The organism is Blastococcus tunisiensis (assembly GCF_900112815.1).
Taxonomy (GTDB): Bacteria; Actinomycetota; Actinomycetes; order Mycobacteriales; family Geodermatophilaceae; genus Blastococcus_B; species Blastococcus_B tunisiensis.
Window position 1 is genome coordinate 35,136 of record NZ_FOND01000011.1, and the last position, 17,469, is coordinate 52,604.

15 protein-coding genes are annotated in these 17,469 nt (G+C 73.5%); 12 read left to right on the forward strand and 3 right to left on the reverse strand.

Annotated elements, in window-relative coordinates; genetic code table 11:
- Positions 1-10 precede the first annotated feature (10 nt).
- The 4 genes from secD (at position 11) to BM142_RS14605 (ending at position 6,187) form a co-directional block, all read left to right on the forward strand.
- Entirely contained in the window at positions 11-1,648 is a 1,638-nt protein-coding gene (gene secD, locus BM142_RS14590) for a protein translocase subunit SecD (RefSeq protein ID WP_092200168.1), read from the forward strand.
- Entirely contained in the window at positions 1,645-3,030 is a 1,386-nt protein-coding gene (gene secF, locus BM142_RS14595) for a protein translocase subunit SecF (protein WP_254790957.1), read from the forward strand. Before secD ends, secF begins: the two co-directional genes overlap by 4 nt.
- The gene (locus tag BM142_RS14600) at positions 3,027-3,629 is read left to right on the forward strand and encodes an adenine phosphoribosyltransferase (RefSeq protein WP_335340780.1); all 603 of its coding nucleotides are present in this window, start codon (positions 3,027-3,029) and stop codon (positions 3,627-3,629) included. Before secF ends, BM142_RS14600 begins: the two co-directional genes overlap by 4 nt.
- A 104-nt stretch (positions 3,630-3,733) precedes the next feature.
- Positions 3,734-6,187 carry a RelA/SpoT family protein gene (locus BM142_RS14605; RefSeq protein WP_092200172.1) on the forward strand — a complete coding sequence of 818 codons (2,454 nt, stop codon included), beginning with the start codon at positions 3,734-3,736 and terminating at the stop codon, positions 6,185-6,187.
- Between the two features lie 98 nt (positions 6,188-6,285).
- Here BM142_RS14605 and BM142_RS14610 read toward each other — a convergent pair whose 3' ends face one another.
- Positions 6,286-7,122, reverse strand: a complete 837-nt coding sequence (locus BM142_RS14610) for a peptidylprolyl isomerase (RefSeq protein ID WP_092200175.1) — start codon at positions 7,120-7,122, stop codon at positions 6,286-6,288.
- Between the two features lie 149 nt (positions 7,123-7,271).
- Between BM142_RS14610 and BM142_RS14615 the strand changes: the two genes are divergently transcribed.
- The 5 genes from BM142_RS14615 (at position 7,272) to BM142_RS14635 (ending at position 13,244) form a co-directional block, all read left to right on the forward strand.
- Positions 7,272-7,955, forward strand: a complete 684-nt coding sequence (locus BM142_RS14615) for an MBL fold metallo-hydrolase (RefSeq protein ID WP_092200178.1) — start codon at positions 7,272-7,274, stop codon at positions 7,953-7,955.
- The gene (hisS, locus tag BM142_RS14620; protein ID WP_092200181.1) at positions 7,955-9,214 is read left to right on the forward strand and encodes a histidine--tRNA ligase; all 1,260 of its coding nucleotides are present in this window, start codon (positions 7,955-7,957) and stop codon (positions 9,212-9,214) included. Before BM142_RS14615 ends, hisS begins: the two co-directional genes overlap by 1 nt.
- Positions 9,211-10,206, forward strand: coding sequence for an aldo/keto reductase (locus BM142_RS14625; RefSeq protein ID WP_254790959.1), 996 nt, complete (start codon positions 9,211-9,213; stop codon positions 10,204-10,206). Before hisS ends, BM142_RS14625 begins: the two co-directional genes overlap by 4 nt.
- A 29-nt stretch (positions 10,207-10,235) precedes the next feature.
- Positions 10,236-12,011, forward strand: coding sequence for an aspartate--tRNA ligase (gene aspS, locus BM142_RS14630; RefSeq protein WP_092200187.1), 1,776 nt, complete (start codon positions 10,236-10,238; stop codon positions 12,009-12,011).
- Between the two features lie 144 nt (positions 12,012-12,155).
- Positions 12,156-13,244, forward strand: a complete 1,089-nt coding sequence (locus tag BM142_RS14635; RefSeq protein ID WP_092200190.1) for a pyridoxal-phosphate-dependent aminotransferase family protein — start codon at positions 12,156-12,158, stop codon at positions 13,242-13,244.
- 82 nt (positions 13,245-13,326) lie between these two features.
- On the opposite strand, the gene BM142_RS14640 is transcribed toward BM142_RS14635, so the two are convergent.
- Positions 13,327-14,190 carry an endonuclease domain-containing protein gene (locus BM142_RS14640; RefSeq protein ID WP_254790961.1) on the reverse strand — a complete coding sequence of 288 codons (864 nt, stop codon included), beginning with the start codon at positions 14,188-14,190 and terminating at the stop codon, positions 13,327-13,329.
- A gap of 145 nt (positions 14,191-14,335) precedes the next feature.
- A complete protein-coding gene (locus tag BM142_RS14645) occupies positions 14,336-15,208 on the reverse strand; it encodes an aldo/keto reductase (RefSeq protein ID WP_092200193.1) in 873 nt (290 codons plus the stop codon).
- 34 nt (positions 15,209-15,242) lie between these two features.
- On the opposite strand from BM142_RS14645, the gene BM142_RS14650 reads away from it, so the two are divergent.
- The 3 genes from BM142_RS14650 to BM142_RS14660 all read left to right on the forward strand — a co-directional run bounded on the left by BM142_RS14650 (position 15,243) and on the right by BM142_RS14660 (position 17,407).
- A complete protein-coding gene (locus BM142_RS14650) occupies positions 15,243-16,580 on the forward strand; it encodes a replication-associated recombination protein A (RefSeq protein ID WP_092200196.1) in 1,338 nt (445 codons plus the stop codon).
- 117 nt (positions 16,581-16,697) lie between these two features.
- Entirely contained in the window at positions 16,698-17,123 is a 426-nt protein-coding gene (locus BM142_RS14655; RefSeq protein WP_092200200.1) for a DUF948 domain-containing protein, read from the forward strand.
- On the forward strand, positions 17,123-17,407 hold the full coding sequence (locus BM142_RS14660; protein ID WP_092200203.1) for a hypothetical protein: 285 nt from the start codon (positions 17,123-17,125) through the stop codon (positions 17,405-17,407). Before BM142_RS14655 ends, BM142_RS14660 begins: the two co-directional genes overlap by 1 nt.
- The last annotated feature ends 62 nt before the right edge of the window (positions 17,408-17,469 follow it).

The following is a 17,469-nucleotide window of genomic DNA, read 5'->3' on the forward strand; positions in this document are numbered from 1 at the left end:
GGGGACCACCGTGGCCAACCGTTCGCTGCCGGCAGGCCGGTACTTCGCCGCCTTCCTGCTGATCGTGGCGATCATGTACTCGCTCATCTACCTCACCGGCAGCACGCGCACCCCGCAGCTGGGGCTGGACCTGCGCGGGGGCACGACGGTGACGCTCACCGCCCGCACCCCGGACGGGCAGGCCCCCGCGCAGGAGGACCTGGAGCTGGCCCGGCAGATCATCGAGCAGCGGGTCAACGGGCTCGGCGTGGCCGAGGCCGAGGTGGTCACCGAGGGCGACGCCAACATCGTCATCTCGGTGCCCGGGGACGACGGGGACCAGGCGCGCGAGCTCGGCCAGACCGCCCAGCTGCGCTTCCGTCCCGTCCTGCAGGGCCCCGAGCTGGTCACTCCCGCGACGGAGGACGCCGAACCGACCGACGGGGCGGAGCCGACGGACCCGGCCGAGCCGACCGAGCCGACCGACGAGGCCGAGTCGTCCGACGAGGCTGCGCCCGGTGACGCCGTGACCGACCCGGGGACCGACGAGTCGGCCCCGCCCGTGACGCTGGAGCAGGCGCAGGCCGAGTACGCGACGCTCACCTGCGAGCCCGAGTCGCCGGGCTCGGTCGACCGGCCCGGCGACTACATCGCCGCGTGCGGTGAGGACGGGGCCGCCAAGTTCCTCCTGGGCCCCGCGGTGGTCGAGGGGACCAACATCACCGACGCCGGGGCCGGCACGGTCTCCGGGACCGGCGAGTGGGTGGTCAACCTCGACTTCGACAACGAGGGCTCGGCGGCGTGGGCGGAGTACACGGCGGCCAACGTCGGCAACTCCGTGGCCATCACCCTCGACGGTCAGGTCATCTCCGCGCCGAGCATCAACAACGCCATCACCGGCGGTGGCACCGAGATCCGCGGCAGCTTCGACCAGGAGTCGGCCACCGAGCTGGCCAACCAGCTCAAGTACGGCGCGCTGCCGCTGAGCTTCACCCAGGCCACCGCCCAGTCGATCTCCACCGAGCTCGGCGCCGACCAGCTGCGGGCCGGCCTGATCGCGGGTGCCCTCGGGATCGGCCTGGTCTTCCTCTACTCCGTGCTGTACTACCGGCTCCTCGGCCTGGTGATGATCGCCAGCCTCGTCCTCTCCGCCGTCGTGGTCTACGCCGCACTGGTGCTGCTCGGCCGGGAGATCGGGTTCACCCTCAGCCTCGCCGGCATCGCCGGCTTCATCGTCGCGCTCGGGATCACCGCGGACTCCTTCGTCGTGTACTTCGAGCGGCTCAAGGACGAGATCCGCGAGGGGCGCAGCTTCCGGTCCGCGGTGCCCCGGGCCTGGGTCCGGGCCCGCCGCACGATCCTCTCGGCGGACGCGGTGAGCTTCCTCGCCGCGGCGATCCTCTACTGGCTGGCGATCGGTGACGTGAAGGGCTTCGCCTTCACCCTGGGCATGTCGACCGTCCTGGACCTGGTCGTCGTCTTCCTCTTCACCCACCCGCTGATGACGGTGCTGTCCCGGTTCAAGTCGTTCGGCAGCAGCCGGTTCTCCGGCCTGGGTCGGGTGGAGCACACCCGGCGGCCGTCCGCCGGCGTTCCCGCCGGCCGCGACCTCGTCGGGGCCGGGGCCGCCGCCTCCGGCGCCACAGCCCTGGACAGGAGCCGTTCATGACCCGGGACGACGAGACCCGCGCGCCCGAGGAGGCCGATCCCACCGTGGGCAGCGACGCCGACGAGCAGCAGGACGCCGACCGCGTGCTGGCCGACGCCACGGAGTCGGCCGACGAGCAGTCCCTCCAGGACGCCGGGCTCGCGGAGGGCGGCCGGGGTGCGCGCCGGGAGGGCCGCCGGTTCGCCGGCCTCGGCCACCGGCTCTACAACGGCGAGGCGGGGCTGGACGTCGTCGGCAACAGCCGGCTGATCTACCGCATCACCGCGGTCGTCCTGCTGCTCTGCGTGCTGTCGATGGTCGTCCGCGGCTTCAACTTCGGCATCGACTTCGCCGGCGGCAGCAGCTTCCGGCTGCCGGGCGGCGAGCAGCAGCTCGAGCAGGTGCGGGACGCGGCGGAGGAGGCCGGGGCCGAGGTGTCCACCGCGCAGATCGTCGGCGGCGACACCGTGCTCCTGCGCACCGGGACGCTCGACAACGACACCGAGCGCGCCGTCGTCGCGGCGGTCGCCGAGGCCGCCGGGGTGCAGCCCGACCAGGTCAGCCCCGAGTCGGTCAGCGCCGAGTGGGGCGCGGACGTCACCGACCAGGCGATCGTCGCGCTGGTGGTGTTCCTGGTCGCGGTGACGCTCTTCCTCGCGGTGCGCTTCCAGCCGAAGATGGCCATCGGCGCCATGGCCGCCCTGGTGCACGACATCCTCGTGACGGCCGGCGTCTACGCCCTCGTCGGCTTCGAGGTGACGCCGTCCACGGTGATCGGCTTCCTCACCATCCTCGGCTTCTCGCTGTACGACACCGTCGTGGTGTTCGACAAGGTCGACGAGAACGTGCGCGACCTCGAGCGCAGTGCCCGCATGACCTGGAGCGAGGCGGCCAACCTGGCCGTGAACCAGACGCTCATGCGGTCCATCAACACCTCGGTGATCGCGCTGCTGCCGGTGGCCGGCCTGCTGTTCGTCGGCGCCGGGCTGCTCGGTGTCGGCACGCTCAAGGACCTCGCGCTGGTGCTGTTCGTCGGCCTCGCCGCGGGGACCTACTCCTCGATCGTCCTGGCGACGCCCGTCGTCGCCGACCTCAAGGAGCGGGAGCCAGAGGTGCAGGCCCTGCGCCGTCGCGTCCAGGCCCGCCGTTCCTCGGCCGCCCGCCAGGGCGGGGCCCGCACCGGCCCCCCACGCGGGCCGGTGGCCAGCGCCCGGCGGGCCCGGCCGGCCGGAGGCGGCGTCGCGGTCGCCGAGCTGCCCGACTCGGTCGAGGCCGACGTCGTCGTCGAGTCCCCGGCGTCCGTGCGCCGCGAGGTGGGCGCACCGGCGGTGCCCCCGCGTCCCGGCGCCCGGCCGCAGCGTCCCGACGGCAAGGGTCCGCGCGGCGGGAAGAGGCGCCGGTGAGCGCCGCGCCCGTGACCGGCGGGCCCGGGGCGGGGGAGATGCCCCTCGACGAGCTGATCGCCTCGCTGACCGTCGATGTGCCGGACCACCCCGAGCCCGGCATCCTGTTCCGCGACCTGACGCCGGTGTTCGCCTCCGGGCCGGCCTTCCGGCGGATGGTGGCGGGGCTGGCGGCGGCGGCGGCCTCCGATCCGCGGGCGGCCGCCGTGGCCACGTCGGCGGGGCGCGACTTCGACGTCGTCGTCGGCGTGGAGGCGCGCGGGTTCCTGCTCGCGGCCGCGGTCGCCTACGACCGCGGGGTCGGCGTCGTCCCGGTCCGCAAGGCCGGCAAGCTGCCGCGGGAACGCGTCGCCGCCGACTACGCGCTCGAGTACGGGACGGCCACCCTGGAGCTGCACTCGGACTCCATCCGGGCCGGCGCGCGGGTGCTGGTCGTCGACGACGTGCTGGCCACCGGTGGCACGCTCGGCGCCACGGTGGAGCTGGTCGAGCGGCTCGGCGGGGTGGTCGCCGCGGTGTCGGTGGTCGTCGAGCTGACCGCGCTGGGTGGCCGCGAACGCCTCGCGCCGCACACGGTGCACGCGCTCTGGGCCACCTGACCGGCAGGGGGCACCCCCCTCGTCCGGGGTCGTCCGGGGCGAGGAGGCGCGCGCTCCGGCTAGCATGGAGCGGGTCATCCCTCCTCGACAGGGCAGGAGTCGCCGTGGCCTCGGACGTAGCCGCAGAGGCGGCTCGCGCGCGGCCGGACCAGGCCGCGGTCGAGGAGGCCGCAGCGCCCGGCGGGCCGCCGGAGGCCGCTGCGCCGACCCGTGCCCCGCTGCCGGACCGGCCCGCGGTCCGGCGTCCGGACGACGTCGCCCCCGAGGCCGGGGACGGCGACGCGCCCCGCCGCCGGGTCCGCGACCGGCTGGCCCGCCGGATCGTGGCCAGCCCGCGCACCCCGGTCGTGCGCCCGGTGCTGGAACCACTTGCCTCCCTGCACCGGCAGAGCCACCCCAAGGCCGACCTGGCCCTGCTGCAGCGCGCCTACGACGTCGCGGAGGCCGCGCACGCCAGCCAGAAGCGCAAGAGCGGCGATCCGTACATCACCCACCCGCTCGCCGTCGCGACCATCCTCGCCGGCCTGGGGATGGACACCACGACCCTGGTCGCCGCCCTGCTGCACGACACGGTGGAGGACACCGGCGTCACCCTCGAGTCGATCACGGCCGACTTCGGCTCCGAGGTCACCCACCTCGTCGACGGCGTCACCAAGATCGACAAGGTCAAGCTCGGGGATGCGGCCCAGGCCGAGACGATCCGCAAGATGATCGTGGCGATGGCCCGCGACCCCCGGGTGCTGGTCATCAAGCTGGCCGACCGGCTGCACAACATGCGCACGCTGCGCTTCCTCCCGCCCGAGAAGCAGGAGAAGAAGGCGCGCGAGACCCTGGAGATCCTGGCTCCGCTCGCCCACCGGCTGGGCATGAACACCATCAAGTGGGAGCTCGAGGACCTCGCGTTCGCCACCCTGTACCCCAAGCGCTACGACGAGATCGTGCGGCTGGTCGCCGAGCGGGCACCCTCGCGCGACACGTACCTCGCCGAGGTCACCACTACCGTCCAGGAGCAGCTCAAGGCCGCGAAGATCGAGGCCGTCGTCACCGGCCGGCCGAAGCACTACTACTCGATCTACCAGAAGATGATCGTCCGCGGCCGGGACTTCACCGACATCTGGGACCTCGTCGGCATCCGCATCCTGGTCGACTCGGTGCGCGACTGCTACGCCGCCCTGGGCATCATGCACGCGCACTGGCAGCCGCTGCCGGGCCGGTTCAAGGACTTCGTCGCGATGCCGAAGTTCAACATGTACCAGTCGCTGCACACGACCGTGATCGGGCCGCACGGCAAGCCGGTCGAGCTGCAGATCCGCACCCACGACATGCACCGCACGGCCGACTACGGCATCGCCGCGCACTGGAAGTACAAGGAGAGCGCGCGGGCCGGCGGCAAGCCCCGCGCCGGTGAGTTCGGTGCGCCGCCCAAGGTCGGCTCACCCGACGACATGCTCTGGCTGCGCCAGCTGCTGGACTGGCAGCGCGAGGCCCAGGAGCCGGGCGAGTTCCTCGAGACGCTGCGCTACGACCTCGGCCCGCAGGAGGTCTTCGTCTTCACGCCCAAGGGCGACGTCATCAGCCTGCCGGGCGGGTCGACCCCCGTCGACTTCGCCTTCGCCGTGCACACCGAGGTGGGCTACCGGACCATCGGCGCGCGGGTCAACGGATCGCTGGTGTCCCTGGACAGCACGCTGTCCAACGGCGACGTCGTCGAGGTCTTCACCTCCCGCTCGCCCACGGCCGGTCCGTCCCAGGACTGGCTGCAGTTCGTCGGGTCGTCGCGGGCCCGCACGAAGATCCGGCAGTGGTTCACCAAGGAGCGGCGGGAGGACGCGGTCGAGGCCGGCAAGGAGGCCCTGACCCGCGCCATGCGCAAGGCCGGGCTGCCGCTGCAGCGGCTGCTGGGCGGGGAGGCGCTGTCCACCCTCGCCAAGGACCTGCGCTACGCCGACGTCACCGCCCTGTACGCCGCGGTGGGGGAGAGCCAGATCTCCGCCGCCTCCGTGGTCGAGAAGCTCATCACCGCGCTCGGCGGCAGCGAGGGGGCGGCCGAGGACATCGCCGAGACCGCCATCCCGACCCGCCGGACGGTGCCGCGGCGCAGTTCCGGTGGGGACCCGGGGGTCGTCGTCCACGGGATGAGCGACGTCTGGGCCAAGCTCGCTAAGTGCTGCACGCCGGTACCCGGCGACGACATCCTCGGCTTCGTCACCCGCGGCGGGGGAGTGAGCGTCCACCGCACCGACTGCACCAACGCCGCCGACCTGCAGCGCAAGCCCGAGCGGCTGGTGGAGGTCGAGTGGGGCTCGCAGCCGGGGTCGATGTTCCTCGTGGCGATCCAGGTCGAGGCGCTGGACCGGCACCGGCTGCTCTCCGACGTCACCAAGGCGCTGGCCGACGAGCGGGTCAACATCCTGTCCGCCTCGGTGCAGACCAGCCGCGACCGGGTGGCGATCAGCCGGTTCACCTTCGAGCTGGCCGACCCCGCCCACCTGGGCGCGGTGCTGCAGACCGTGCGGAACGTGGACGGCGTCTTCGACGTGGAGCGCGTCACCGCCTGAGGAGGGGCCAGCCTTCCCGGCGATGATCACCGGCGGATGGCTGCCCCGTGCGGCGTGTCGGGCAGCCACGCGCCGATGATCATCGGCGTCGAGGGTTCTCAGCCGACGACGGCCATGTCCTGGATGGTGACCGGGATCGCCGGGGCGCCGTCGCCCTCGGCCTGGCCGCCCTCGATGCCGCCGGCGGCGACCTGGTCGAGCACGGCCAGCCCGGCCTCGTCGACGGTGCCGACGACCGTGTACTCCGGGGGCAGCTGGGTGTCGACGAAGGTCAGGAAGAACTGGCTGCCGGTGGTGTTCGGCGCGCTCGTCTTGGCCATCGCGATGGTGCCGCGCGGGTAGGTCGTGCCCTCGGTGACCTCCTCGGCGTACTTGTAGGTCGGGCCGCCCGAGCCGGTGCCGGTCGGGTCGCCGCACTGCAGGACGCCGAAGCTCGGCTGCACGACCAGCCGGTGGCACGGGGTGTCGTCGTAGAAGCCCTGCTCGGTCAGGTACGTGAAGCTGGCCGCGGCGCAGGGGGCCAGCGCGCGGTCGAGGGTGAGGCCCAGCGTCCCCTGGTCGGTGACCATCTGCACCGGCACGGTGCCCTGCGCCGGGGTGGCCTCGGGCGAGGGCGGGGTGCCGACGTCGACCAGGTTGGGGTTGCCGGACTCGTCCGGGGCGTAGGTGCAGCTGACCGTGCCGTCGGCGTTGGTCGACGGCGCGGCGGCGCTGGTCGGCGTGCCCGCGGGCCCGGGGTCGGCGGTGGGATCGGTGTCGTCACCGGTGAACACGCCGCCGATCAGCAGGGCCAGCAGCACGACCACGGCGGCGGCGACCGCCCCGGCGACGATGCCCACGTTCCGGCGCCGCTTCTTGGCCTGCTCGGCGCGGCGCTCCAGCTGGCGCTGCAGGTGTCGCTGGGCGGCCTGGCGCCGCTGCTTGTTCGTGGGCACGGTGCGGTACTCCTCGGGCGGACGAGAAACGGGGCGGGCGCGGTCGGCGGGGACGCTGCGCCCGCGGCTCGGCGGCGAGTCTAGGTGGCGGAGCTGCCGGTTCCCTGGCGGCGCCCGGGGGGTGATGCCCAGCCGCGTAACCTGCACGGGTGCTCATCCGCTCCTTCCCCGCCGGCGCGTTCGGCACCAACTGCTATGCCGTGGCCTCCGGGCCGGGGCAGGAGTGCGTGGTCGTCGACCCGGGCATGGACGCCGTCGAGCCCCTGGCCCGGATGCTCGCCGACGACGGGCTCAAGCCGGTCGCGGTCGTCCTCACCCACGGGCACCTGGACCACACGTTCTCGGTGCTGCCGGTGTGCGAGGGCTACGACATCCCCGCCTACCTGCACCCGGCCGACAACGGCATGCTGTCCGACCCGGCGCGGTGGCACGGCCCGCAGCTCGCCCCGCTGATCACCGGCGTCCGGCTGCCCGACCCCTCCGAGGTGCGCACGCTCGACGACGGCGCGGTGCTGTCCCTGGCCGGCGTCGACCTCACGGTGCGGCACGCGCCGGGCCACACGCAGGGCTCGGTGATGTTCTCCCTCGACCTCGGTGAGGCGCCCGGCCTGCTGACCGGCGACGTGCTGTTCGCCGGCTCCGTCGGCCGGGTGGACCTGCCCGGCGGGTCGTGGGACGCGATGCTCACCTCGCTGCGCGACGTCGTCCTGCCGCTGGACGACGAGACGGTGGTGCTCCCGGGGCACGGTCCCGCGACGACGGTGGGGCGGGAGCGGGCCACCAACCCCTACCTGGCCGAGGCCGCGTCCGCGCCGAAGGGCCGGGGGCTCTGATGGACCTGCGCGCGCCCAAGGGCACGTTCGACACGCTGCCGCCGGACTCCGCCCGGTTCCTGGCCGTCCGGGACACGCTGACCGCACCGCTGCGGCGGGCCGGCTACGGCTACGTCGAGACGCCGGTGTTCGAGGAGACCGCCGTCTTCTCCCGCGGCGTGGGCGAGTCCACCGACGTGGTGACGAAGGAGATGTACACCTTCGACGACCGCGGTGGCCGCTCCCTCACGCTCCGCCCCGAGCTCACCGCGGGCCTGATGCGTGCCTTCATCGAGCACCGGCTGCACGACGGGGCCCTGCCGGTGAAGCTGTGGACGGTCGGGTCCGCCTTCCGGTACGAGCGCCCCCAGGCCGGCCGGTACCGGCACTTCACCCAGGTCGACATGGAGGCGCTCGGCGTCGACGACCCGGCGCTGGACGCCGAGGTGGTGGCGCTCGGGGTCCAGGGCTTCCGCGACCTCGGGCTGACCGACTTCGAGCTGCTGCTCACCTCGCTCGGCGACGCCACCTGCCGCCCGCAGTACCGCGAGCTGCTCGTGGCGTTCCTCGAGAAGCTCGACCTGGACGACGACACCCGGCGGCGGGCGGCGATCAACCCGCTGCGGGTGCTCGACGACAAGCGGCCCGAGGTGCAGGCCCAGCTCGACGAGGCGCCGCTGATGGTCGACCACCTCTCCGACACCACCAGGGCGCACTACGACGCCGTCCGGCAGCACCTCACCGACCTCGGGGTCGCCTGGACGGAGGCCCCCCGGCTGGTCCGCGGCCTGGACTACTACACGAAGACCACCTTCGAGTTCGTGCACTCCGGCCTCGGCGCCCAGTCGGCGATCGGCGGCGGTGGCCGCTACGACGGGCTGTCGGCCGCGCTCGGCGGTCCGGACGTCTCGGGCATCGGCTACGCCGTCGGCGTCGACCGAACGCTGCTGGCCGTCCAGGCGGAGGGCCTCGACATCGGGGCGACGGCGGGCGTGCAGGCGTTCGTCGTCCCGCTCGGTGCCGAGGCCAAGCGGCTCGCCGTCCGGCTGGTCGGGCAGCTGCGGTCTGCGGGCATCTCCGCCGACACCGTGTACGGCGACCGCGGCCTCAAGGGCGCGATGAAGGCGGCCGACCGCTCGGGCGCCTCGCACGTCGTCGTCGTCGGCGACCGCGACCTGGCCGAGGGCGTGGGGCAGCTCAAGGACCTGCGCTCCGGCGAGCAGCACGCGGTCCCGGTCGGTGAGCTGTTCGAGCGGCTTCGTGAAAGCGTGGAGGGGTGACTTCTTCGATGGAACAGCGGCCGCTGGGGCGGACCGGGGCAGACGTCAGCGTGATCGGGCTGGGGACGTGGCAGCTCGGCGGTGACTGGGGGGACGTCGACGACGACGCGGCCGCCGAGGTCCTCGACGCGGCGCTCGACGCGGGGGTGACCCTGCTCGACACCGCCGACGTCTACGGCGACGGGCGCTCCGAGGAGCGCATCCGCCGGGCGCTGGTCACCCGCGACGACCGGCCGTTCGTGGCCACCAAGGCCGGGCGCCGCGCCCACCCGTTCGAGGCGGCGCAGTACACGCCGGAGAACCTGCGGGCCTGGATCGACCGGTCTCGCCGCAACCTCGGCGTCGACACCCTCGACCTCGTCCAGCTGCACTGCCCGCCGACCGCGGTGTACTCCGACCAGCGGGTCTACGACGCCCTCGACTCGTTCGTCGAGGACGGGGCGATCGCCGCCTACGGGGTCTCGGTGGAGACCGTGGCCGAAGGCCTGACGGCGCTGGAGCACCCGGGTGTGCAGACGATCCAGGTCATCCTCAACGTGTTCCGGCGCAAGCCGCTGGAGGAGCTGCTCCCCGCCGCGGCGAAGGCCGGCGTGGGCATCCTCGCCCGCGTGCCGCTGGCCAGCGGCCTGCTCACCGGCAAGTACGACGAGTCGACGACGTTCGCCGCCGACGACCACCGGAACTTCAACCGCAACGGCGAGGCCTTCGACGTCGGCGAGACCTTCGCCGGGGTGCCGTTCGAGGTGGGCGTCGCCGCCGCGCGGGAGGTGGCCGAGATCGCCGGTGACAGCGTGCCCACCGCCGCCTTCGCGCTGCGCTGGGTGATCGACCAGCCCGGCGTGACCACCGTCATCCCCGGCGCCCGCAACGTCACCCAGGTGCGCGGCAACGTCGCCGCGGCCTCGATGGCGAACCTGTCCGACTCCCAGCTCGCCGACCTCGAGCGGGTGTACGACGAGCGCATCCGCGCCCACGTGCACGACCGCTGGTGACCCCGCCCTCCCCTTCGAAAGGCACTGCCTTGCTCCGCACCCACGACGCCGGAACGCTGCGCGCGTCCGACGCCGGCACCACCGTCACCCTGGCCGGCTGGGTGGCCCGCCGCCGCGACCACGGCGGGGTGGTCTTCCTCGACCTGCGCGACGCCTCCGGGTACGTGCAGGTCGTCGTCCGCGAGGAGGAGGCCCACCACCTGCGCAACGAGTACTGCGTGCTCGTGACCGGTGAGGTGCGCCGCCGGCCGGAGGGCAACGAGAACCCGGAGCTCCCGACCGGCGAGATCGAGGTCGCCACCTCGAAGCTGGAGGTGCTCTCCGCGTCGGCGCCGCTGCCGTTCCCCATCGAGACCGACCAGGCGGCCTCCGACGACGTCCGCTACCGGTTCCGCTACCTGGACCTGCGCCGTCAGGGGCCGGCGTCGGTGCTGCGGCTGCGCTCGGAGATCAACCGGGTGGCCCGGGCGGCGATGGCGCGGCACGGGTTCACCGAGGTGGAGACGCCGAACCTGACCCGGTCCACGCCCGAGGGGGCGCGCGACTTCGTCGTCCCCGTCCGGCTGCAGCCGGGCAAGTGGTACGCCCTTCCGCAGTCGCCGCAGCTGTTCAAGCAGCTGCTGATGATCGGTGGGCTGGAGCGCTACTACCAGATCGCGCGCTGCTTCCGGGACGAGGACTTCCGCGCCGACCGCCAGCCGGAGTTCACCCAGCTGGACTTCGAGATGAGCTTCGTCGACCGCGACGACGTCCTGGCCGTCGTCGAGGACGTCGTGTCGGCGCTGTGGCGGGAGCTGGCCGGGCACGAGGTCGGCGAGATCCTGCGGATGACCTACCGCGAGGCCATGGACCGGTTCGGGTCGGACAAGCCCGACCTGCGCTTCGGCCTGGAGCTCACCGAGCTGACCTCCTTCTTCGCCGGCACCCCGTTCCGCGTGTTCCAGGCGCCCTACGTCGGTGCGGTCGTCATGCCCGGCGGCGGCTCCCAGCCGCGGCGCGCGTTCGACGCCTGGCAGGACTGGGCCAAGTCCCGGGGTGCCCGTGGCCTGGCCTACGTCACGATCGCCGAGGACGGCGAGCTCGGCGGGCCGGTCGCCAAGAACATCTCCGACGCCGAGCGGGCCGGGCTGGTCGAGGCCGTCGGCGCGAAGCCGGGGGACTGCGTGTTCTTCGCCGCAGGCCAGCGCCGCACCTCCCAGGAGCTGCTGGGTGCCGCGCGCAACGAGATCGCCCGCCGGCTGGAGCTGATCGCGCCGGGATCGTGGTCGTTCCTGTTCGTCGTCGACTTCCCGATGTTCGAGGAGACCGAGGACGGCTCCTGGACGTTCATGCACCACCCCTTCACCTCGCCCACGCCGGAGTGGCGGGAGCGGTTCGCCGAGGACAAGGGCAACGCGCTGTCGGACGCCTACGACCTCGTGGTCAACGGCAACGAGCTGGCCAGCGGATCGGTGCGTATCCACGACGCCGACCTGCAGGAGCGGGTGTTCGAGACCCTGGGCATGTCGCGCGAGGAGGCCCGCGAGCGGTTCGGGTTCTTCCTCGAGGCGTTCGCCTTCGGGCCGCCGCCGCACGCCGGTGCCGCGCTCGGCTGGGACCGGCTCACGGCGCTGCTGGCCGGGGTGGAGTCCATCCGCGAGGTGATCGCCTTCCCCAAGACCGGGGCCGGGTTCGACCCGCTCACCGGGGCGCCCACCCCGATCACCGACGCGCAGCGCGCGGAGGCGGGTATCGACGCGAAGCCCGAGGAGCCGGCGCTGCCCGGCCAGCCGGGTGCGCCGGGACCGAGCGACCCGACGAACTGAGGCTCATCCGGAGTTGATCATCGGCGGATGGCCGTGCCGGTCGGCGTGTCGGGCAGCCACCCGCCGATGATCAACTGACGTCCGGGGCACGGTCCGGCCGAGGCCGCCGGGCTGGTCGGTGGCCGCGCCGGTAGTTTGCATCGCATGCCGCTGCGTGCCCGCACCCTGCTCGGACCCGGACCGTCCAACCCGTACCCGGAGGCGACCATCGCCCTCGGGCAGCCCCTCCTCGGACACCTCGACCCGGTGTTCCTCGGCGTCCTCGACGAGACCTCCGAGCGCCTGCGCCAGGTCTTCGGGACGGCGAACCGGCGCACCCTCCCGCTGTCGGCCACGGGATCGGCCGGCATGGAGGCCGCCTTCGTCAACACCGTCGGCCCCGGGGACGTCGTCGTCGTCGCGGTCAACGGGCTGTTCGGCCAGCGCATGGTGGACGTCGCCTCGCGCTGCGGCGCCGAGGTGGTCGCCGTGGAGCACGAGTGGGGGCAGCCGGTCGACGCCGAGCGCGTGCTGGCCGCCCATCCCGCGCCGAAGCTCATCGCCGCCGTCCACGCCGAGACCTCGACCGGGGTGCGGTCGGACCTCGAGCCGCTGGCGGCCGGCAAGGGCGACGCGCTCCTCCTGGCCGACTGCGTGACCTCGCTGGGCGGCATCCCCGTGCAGCTGGACGACTGGGGGGTCGACCTGGCGTACTCCGGCTCGCAGAAGTGCCTCGGCGTGGCCCCCGGGCTGGCGCCGTTCACCATCAACGACCGCGCCTGGGAGCGGCGGATCGAGAAGCCGCAGAGCTGGTACCTCGACCTGGGCCTGCTCGGCGGGTACGCGGGCGAGGCGGCGGGCGCGGGGCGGACCTACCACCACACCGCGCCCACCGGCATGGTCGTGTCCCTGCACGCCGCGCTGGGCCGGATCCTCGAGGAGGGCCTGGACGCCGTCCACGCCCGCCACGCCGAGGCCGGCCGGCTGCTGCACGAGGGGCTGGCGCAGCTGGGGCTGGAGCTCTTCGCCGCCGAGGGGTTCCGGCTGCCCGAGCTGACCACGGTGAAGGTCCCCGACGGCGTCGACTCGGCCGCCGTGCGCAAGGAGCTGCTCGAGCGCTTCGACGTCGAGATCGGCGGGGGCGTGGGCCCCTACGCGGCGACGGTCTGGCGGATCGGCCTCATGGGTCCCAACGCCGCACCCGACAAGGTCGCGCTGGTGCTGGCCGCGCTGAAGGAGCTCCTGGGCCGCTGAGCGCGGTACTTCCCGTTGATCATCGGCGGGTGGCTGCGACAATCGGCGTGTCGCGCAGCCATCCGCCGATGATCACCGTGCATCAGGGACGCCAGCCTCGGCTGAGCAGTGCGCGCCGAGTGCGGTCGAGGACCACCGCCGGGCCCCGGACGTGACGAGCCGCGAAGCGCAGCGTCAGCCAGCCGTCGGCGGCCATGAGCGAGTACCGGTCGACGTCCCGCCCGAACTGGTCGGCGTCCGCGTGCTGCCGGCCCTCGTACTCGAGCGCGATCTTCCACTCCTCGTAGCCGAGGTCGGCATGGACCACCTCGGCGCCCCAGCGGTCGTGGACCGGCACCTGTGGCCGGGGGTCGGGCAGATCGCTGGTCACCAGCCAGTAGCGCATGCGGCTCTCCGGCGCTGACATGGCCAGGGGAGAGAGCAGCGGAGCGCACGCCCGTGCGCGGACGACACCGCGGACGCGAGCACCCCGGGCCAGGCGCTCGGCGAGGGAAGCGGCCGTCACACGCTCCCTCCGTAGCAGCGCATCGCCGACCGCCACGAGGTCCGCCGGGCACAGCGACGACGCCAGGTCGAGGAACGTCTGGGGTCCTGCCGTGACGCGTAGCCCGCCGAGGTCCACGACGTCCACCTCCGCCAGCCGGCGGGTGTGGACCACGAGCTCCGCACGCTGCGGCAGCACCCGGCGCGGCGTGAGGGCGACGTGCGGTCGGCGCGGTGGGTCGATCGGTGCACCGAGCAGTGCAGCGGCGGTGGCGTGGCTGAAGGCGGCGTCGTCGGGCAGCACGGTGCTCAGCAGCATCAACCGGTCGTGTTCGTCGATCGCGTCGTCGAGCTGGACCACCAGGTCGTGGGCGAGCCGCACGAACCGGGGCCCGCGGAGCTGACCGCGGGTGAACCCGGCCGCGCGCGCGGAGGCGGCGGAGTACGTCGGAGGCAGAGACATCCGGCGACGATCGGGCGTCGGGCGACGCCACCCGTGTGCCCGGCGTCATCTGTGGACAGCGAACTCTCCTGTGGATCTGCCGTGCTGCGCGATCATCGGCACGTGGCTGCCCGACACGCCGACGGCGGCAACCATTCGCCGATGATCAACCCGCGTTCAGGCAGGCGAGCTGGTCGTCGGACAACGTGAGGTGGGTGGCGGCGGCCGAGTCCCGGATGGACTCCGGGCGGGAGGCGCCGGGGATGGGCAGGACGACGTCGGACTGGGCGAGGTGCCAGGCCAGCGTCACCTGGTACACCGAGACGCCGAGCTCGCCGGCCACCTCGGCGAACGCCGGTGCCGCGGCGTCGAGCGAGCCGGCCGCCGACACCCCGCCGAACGGGCTCCAGGGCAGCCAGGCCAGCCCGTGCGCCGCGCAGTGCGCGAGCTCGCCGGCCGAGGAGCGCCAGCCGGGGGAGAACTGGTTCTGCACGCTGACCAGCGCCGGCCCGAGGATCGCCCGGGCGGCGTCGATCTGGGCGATGTCGGCGTTGGAGATGCCCACCATCCGCACCAGGCCGTCGTCGTGCAGCGACCGCAGGGCGCCCATCGAGTCCTCCCACGGCGTCGCCGGGTCGGGCCGGTGGAACTGGTAGAGGCCGATCGCGTCGACGTGCAGCCGCCGCAGCGACGCCTCGCAGGCCCGCCGCAGGTAGGCCGGCGACCCGTCCAGCTCCCAGTCGGTGCCCCGCCGGGTGTGGCCACCCTTCGTCGCCACCAGCACCGAGGAGGTGTCGCCGTAGCTGCGCAGCGCGAGCGCCACCAGCTCCTCGTTGTGCCCGAACTCGCTCTCGTCCCGGGCATAGGCGTCCGCGGTGTCGATGAGGGTGACGCCGGCGTCCAGGGCTGCGTGGACGGTGGCCTCCGCGTCGGTGGGGCTCGGGCGGTCCTGCTTGGTGGACAGGGGCATGGCGCCCAGGCCGATGGCCCCGACGTCGAGCCGGCCAACGGTGTCGTTCCCGATGCTTCGCTGCTGCATGGGGGTGTCGTGCCCCGCGGGTAGCGTCGCAACCGTGAGCTCCCTGTTCGACGATCCCGCCGAGACGGCTGCCGCCGCGGCCGTCGATGCGGGGGCGCCGCTGGCGGTGCGGATGCGACCCCGGGCGCTCGACGAGGTCGTGGGCCAGCAGCACCTGCTGGGGGAGCGGGCGCCGCTGCGCCGGCTGGTCGAGTCCGACGAGCCGATGTCGCTGGTGCTCTACGGGCCACCCGGCACCGGGAAGACCACGCTGGCGCACGTCATCTCGCTGGCCACCAAGCGGCAGTTCGTCCAGCTGTCCGCGCTGGACTCCGGGGTCAAGGAGGTCCGCGCGGTCATCACCGCCGCCAAGCGCGAGCTCACCTACGCCGGGCGTCGCACGGTCCTGTTCATCGACGAGGTGCACCGCTTCTCCAAGACCCAGCAGGACTCGCTGCTGAGCGCCGTCGAGGACCGGATCGTCAGCCTCATCGCGGCGACCACCGAGAACCCGTTCTTCTCCGTCGTCAGCCCGCTGCTGTCGCGCAGCCTCGTCCTCGCCCTGCAGCCGCTGTCGGACGACGACATCCGCGCCGTCCTGCACCGTGCGCTGACCAGCGAGCGCGGCCTCGACGGCGCCGTCACCCTCACCGAGGAGGCGGAGCTGCACCTGGTCCGGGTGGCCGGGGGTGACGCGCGCAAAGCGCTGACCGCGCTGGAGTCCGGCGCGGGGGCGGCCACGGCGGCCGGTAGCGACGTCCTGGACCTCGCCACGCTGGAGACGGCGGTCGCGCAGGCCGCCGTCCGCTACGACCGGCAGGGCGACCAGCACTACGACGTCGCCAGTGCCCTGATCAAGAGCATCCGCGGCAGCGACGTGGACGCAGCCCTGCACTACCTGGCCCGGATGGTGGAGGCGGGGGAGGACCCGCGGTTCATCGCCCGCCGGCTGGTCATCTCGGCCAGCGAGGACATCGGCATGGCCGACCCGACGGCTCTGCTGACCGCCGTCGCCGCCGCCGACGCGGTGGCCTTCATCGGGATGCCCGAGGGGCACTTCCCGCTGGCCCACGCGGTGGTCCACCTGGCGACGGCCCCCAAGTCCAACGCCGTGACCGTGGCCATGGGGGAGTCGGTGGCCGACGTGCGGGCGGGCCTGGCCGGACCGGTGCCGCCGGGCTTGCGCGACGGGCACTACGCGGGCGCGAAGAAGCTCGGCCACGCCCAGACCTACGTCTACCCGCACGCCCACCCCGACGGCGTCGTGCCGCAGCAGTACCCGCCCGACGCGCTGGTCGGGAAGGACTACTACCGGCCGACCGCACGCGGAGCGGAGGCCCGGCTGGGGGAGCGGCTGGCCAAGTTGCGGGCGATCATCCGTCGCAGGCGCTGACCCCGCTGCCGATACAGGTCCGGGGAGCCGCGGGCGCGCGACTACTGTGACCACGCCGGGTGCGAAGCCTCGTGGGGTGAGCCGGGCCCGATCAGATGCCGAGAACAGGGAGCGCGCGTGTCCGTAGGAGAGATCGCCGGGCTGGTCGCAGCCGGCGCCTTCGTACTGCTGGTGGTGCTGGTGGCCGTGCCGCTGCTCAAGCTCGGGCGCACGCTCGACGAGACCACGCTGACCATCCGCCAGGTGCGGGAGCAGAGCGCCCCGATCCTGAGCCAGGCCAGCACGACGGTCACCCACGTCAACAGCAACCTCGAGCGGGTCGACGACATCACCGGCAACGCGGCGAACGTGTCCAGCAACGTGGCCGCGCTGACCAGCGTCGTCGCCGCCACCCTCGGCAGCCCGCTGATCAAGGTCGCGGCCTTCAGCTACGGCGTCCGCAGCGCGGCCAGGAAGAAGCGGGAGGGCCAGGCGATCGCCGACGCCGCCGCCCGGGACAAGGCCGCGCGCCGTGAGCGCCGCGCCGCACGGCGGGCCGCCTGATGCGCCGGCTGTTCTGGCTCGCCATGGGCATCACCATCGGCGCGCTCGTCGTGCGCAAGCTGGGCCGCGCCGCGGAGAAGATGACACCGGCGGGCATCGGCGGCTCGATCGCCGAGGGCCTGCGCGACCTCGCCGAGGCGATCGGTGACTTCGGTGCCGACATCCGGGACGCGATGGCCGAACGGGAGCAGGAGCTGCGTGCCGGCACCGGCCTCGACGCACCCCTGCCCACCGGCGACGAGGTGCAGCTGCCCACCCGCCGCGGCGGGGCCCACAGCGCCTGACCGGGCCGCAGCCAGCTGACCGCTCCCCGGGCCGGCTGCCCGAACCGCAGAACTGAGTAGGA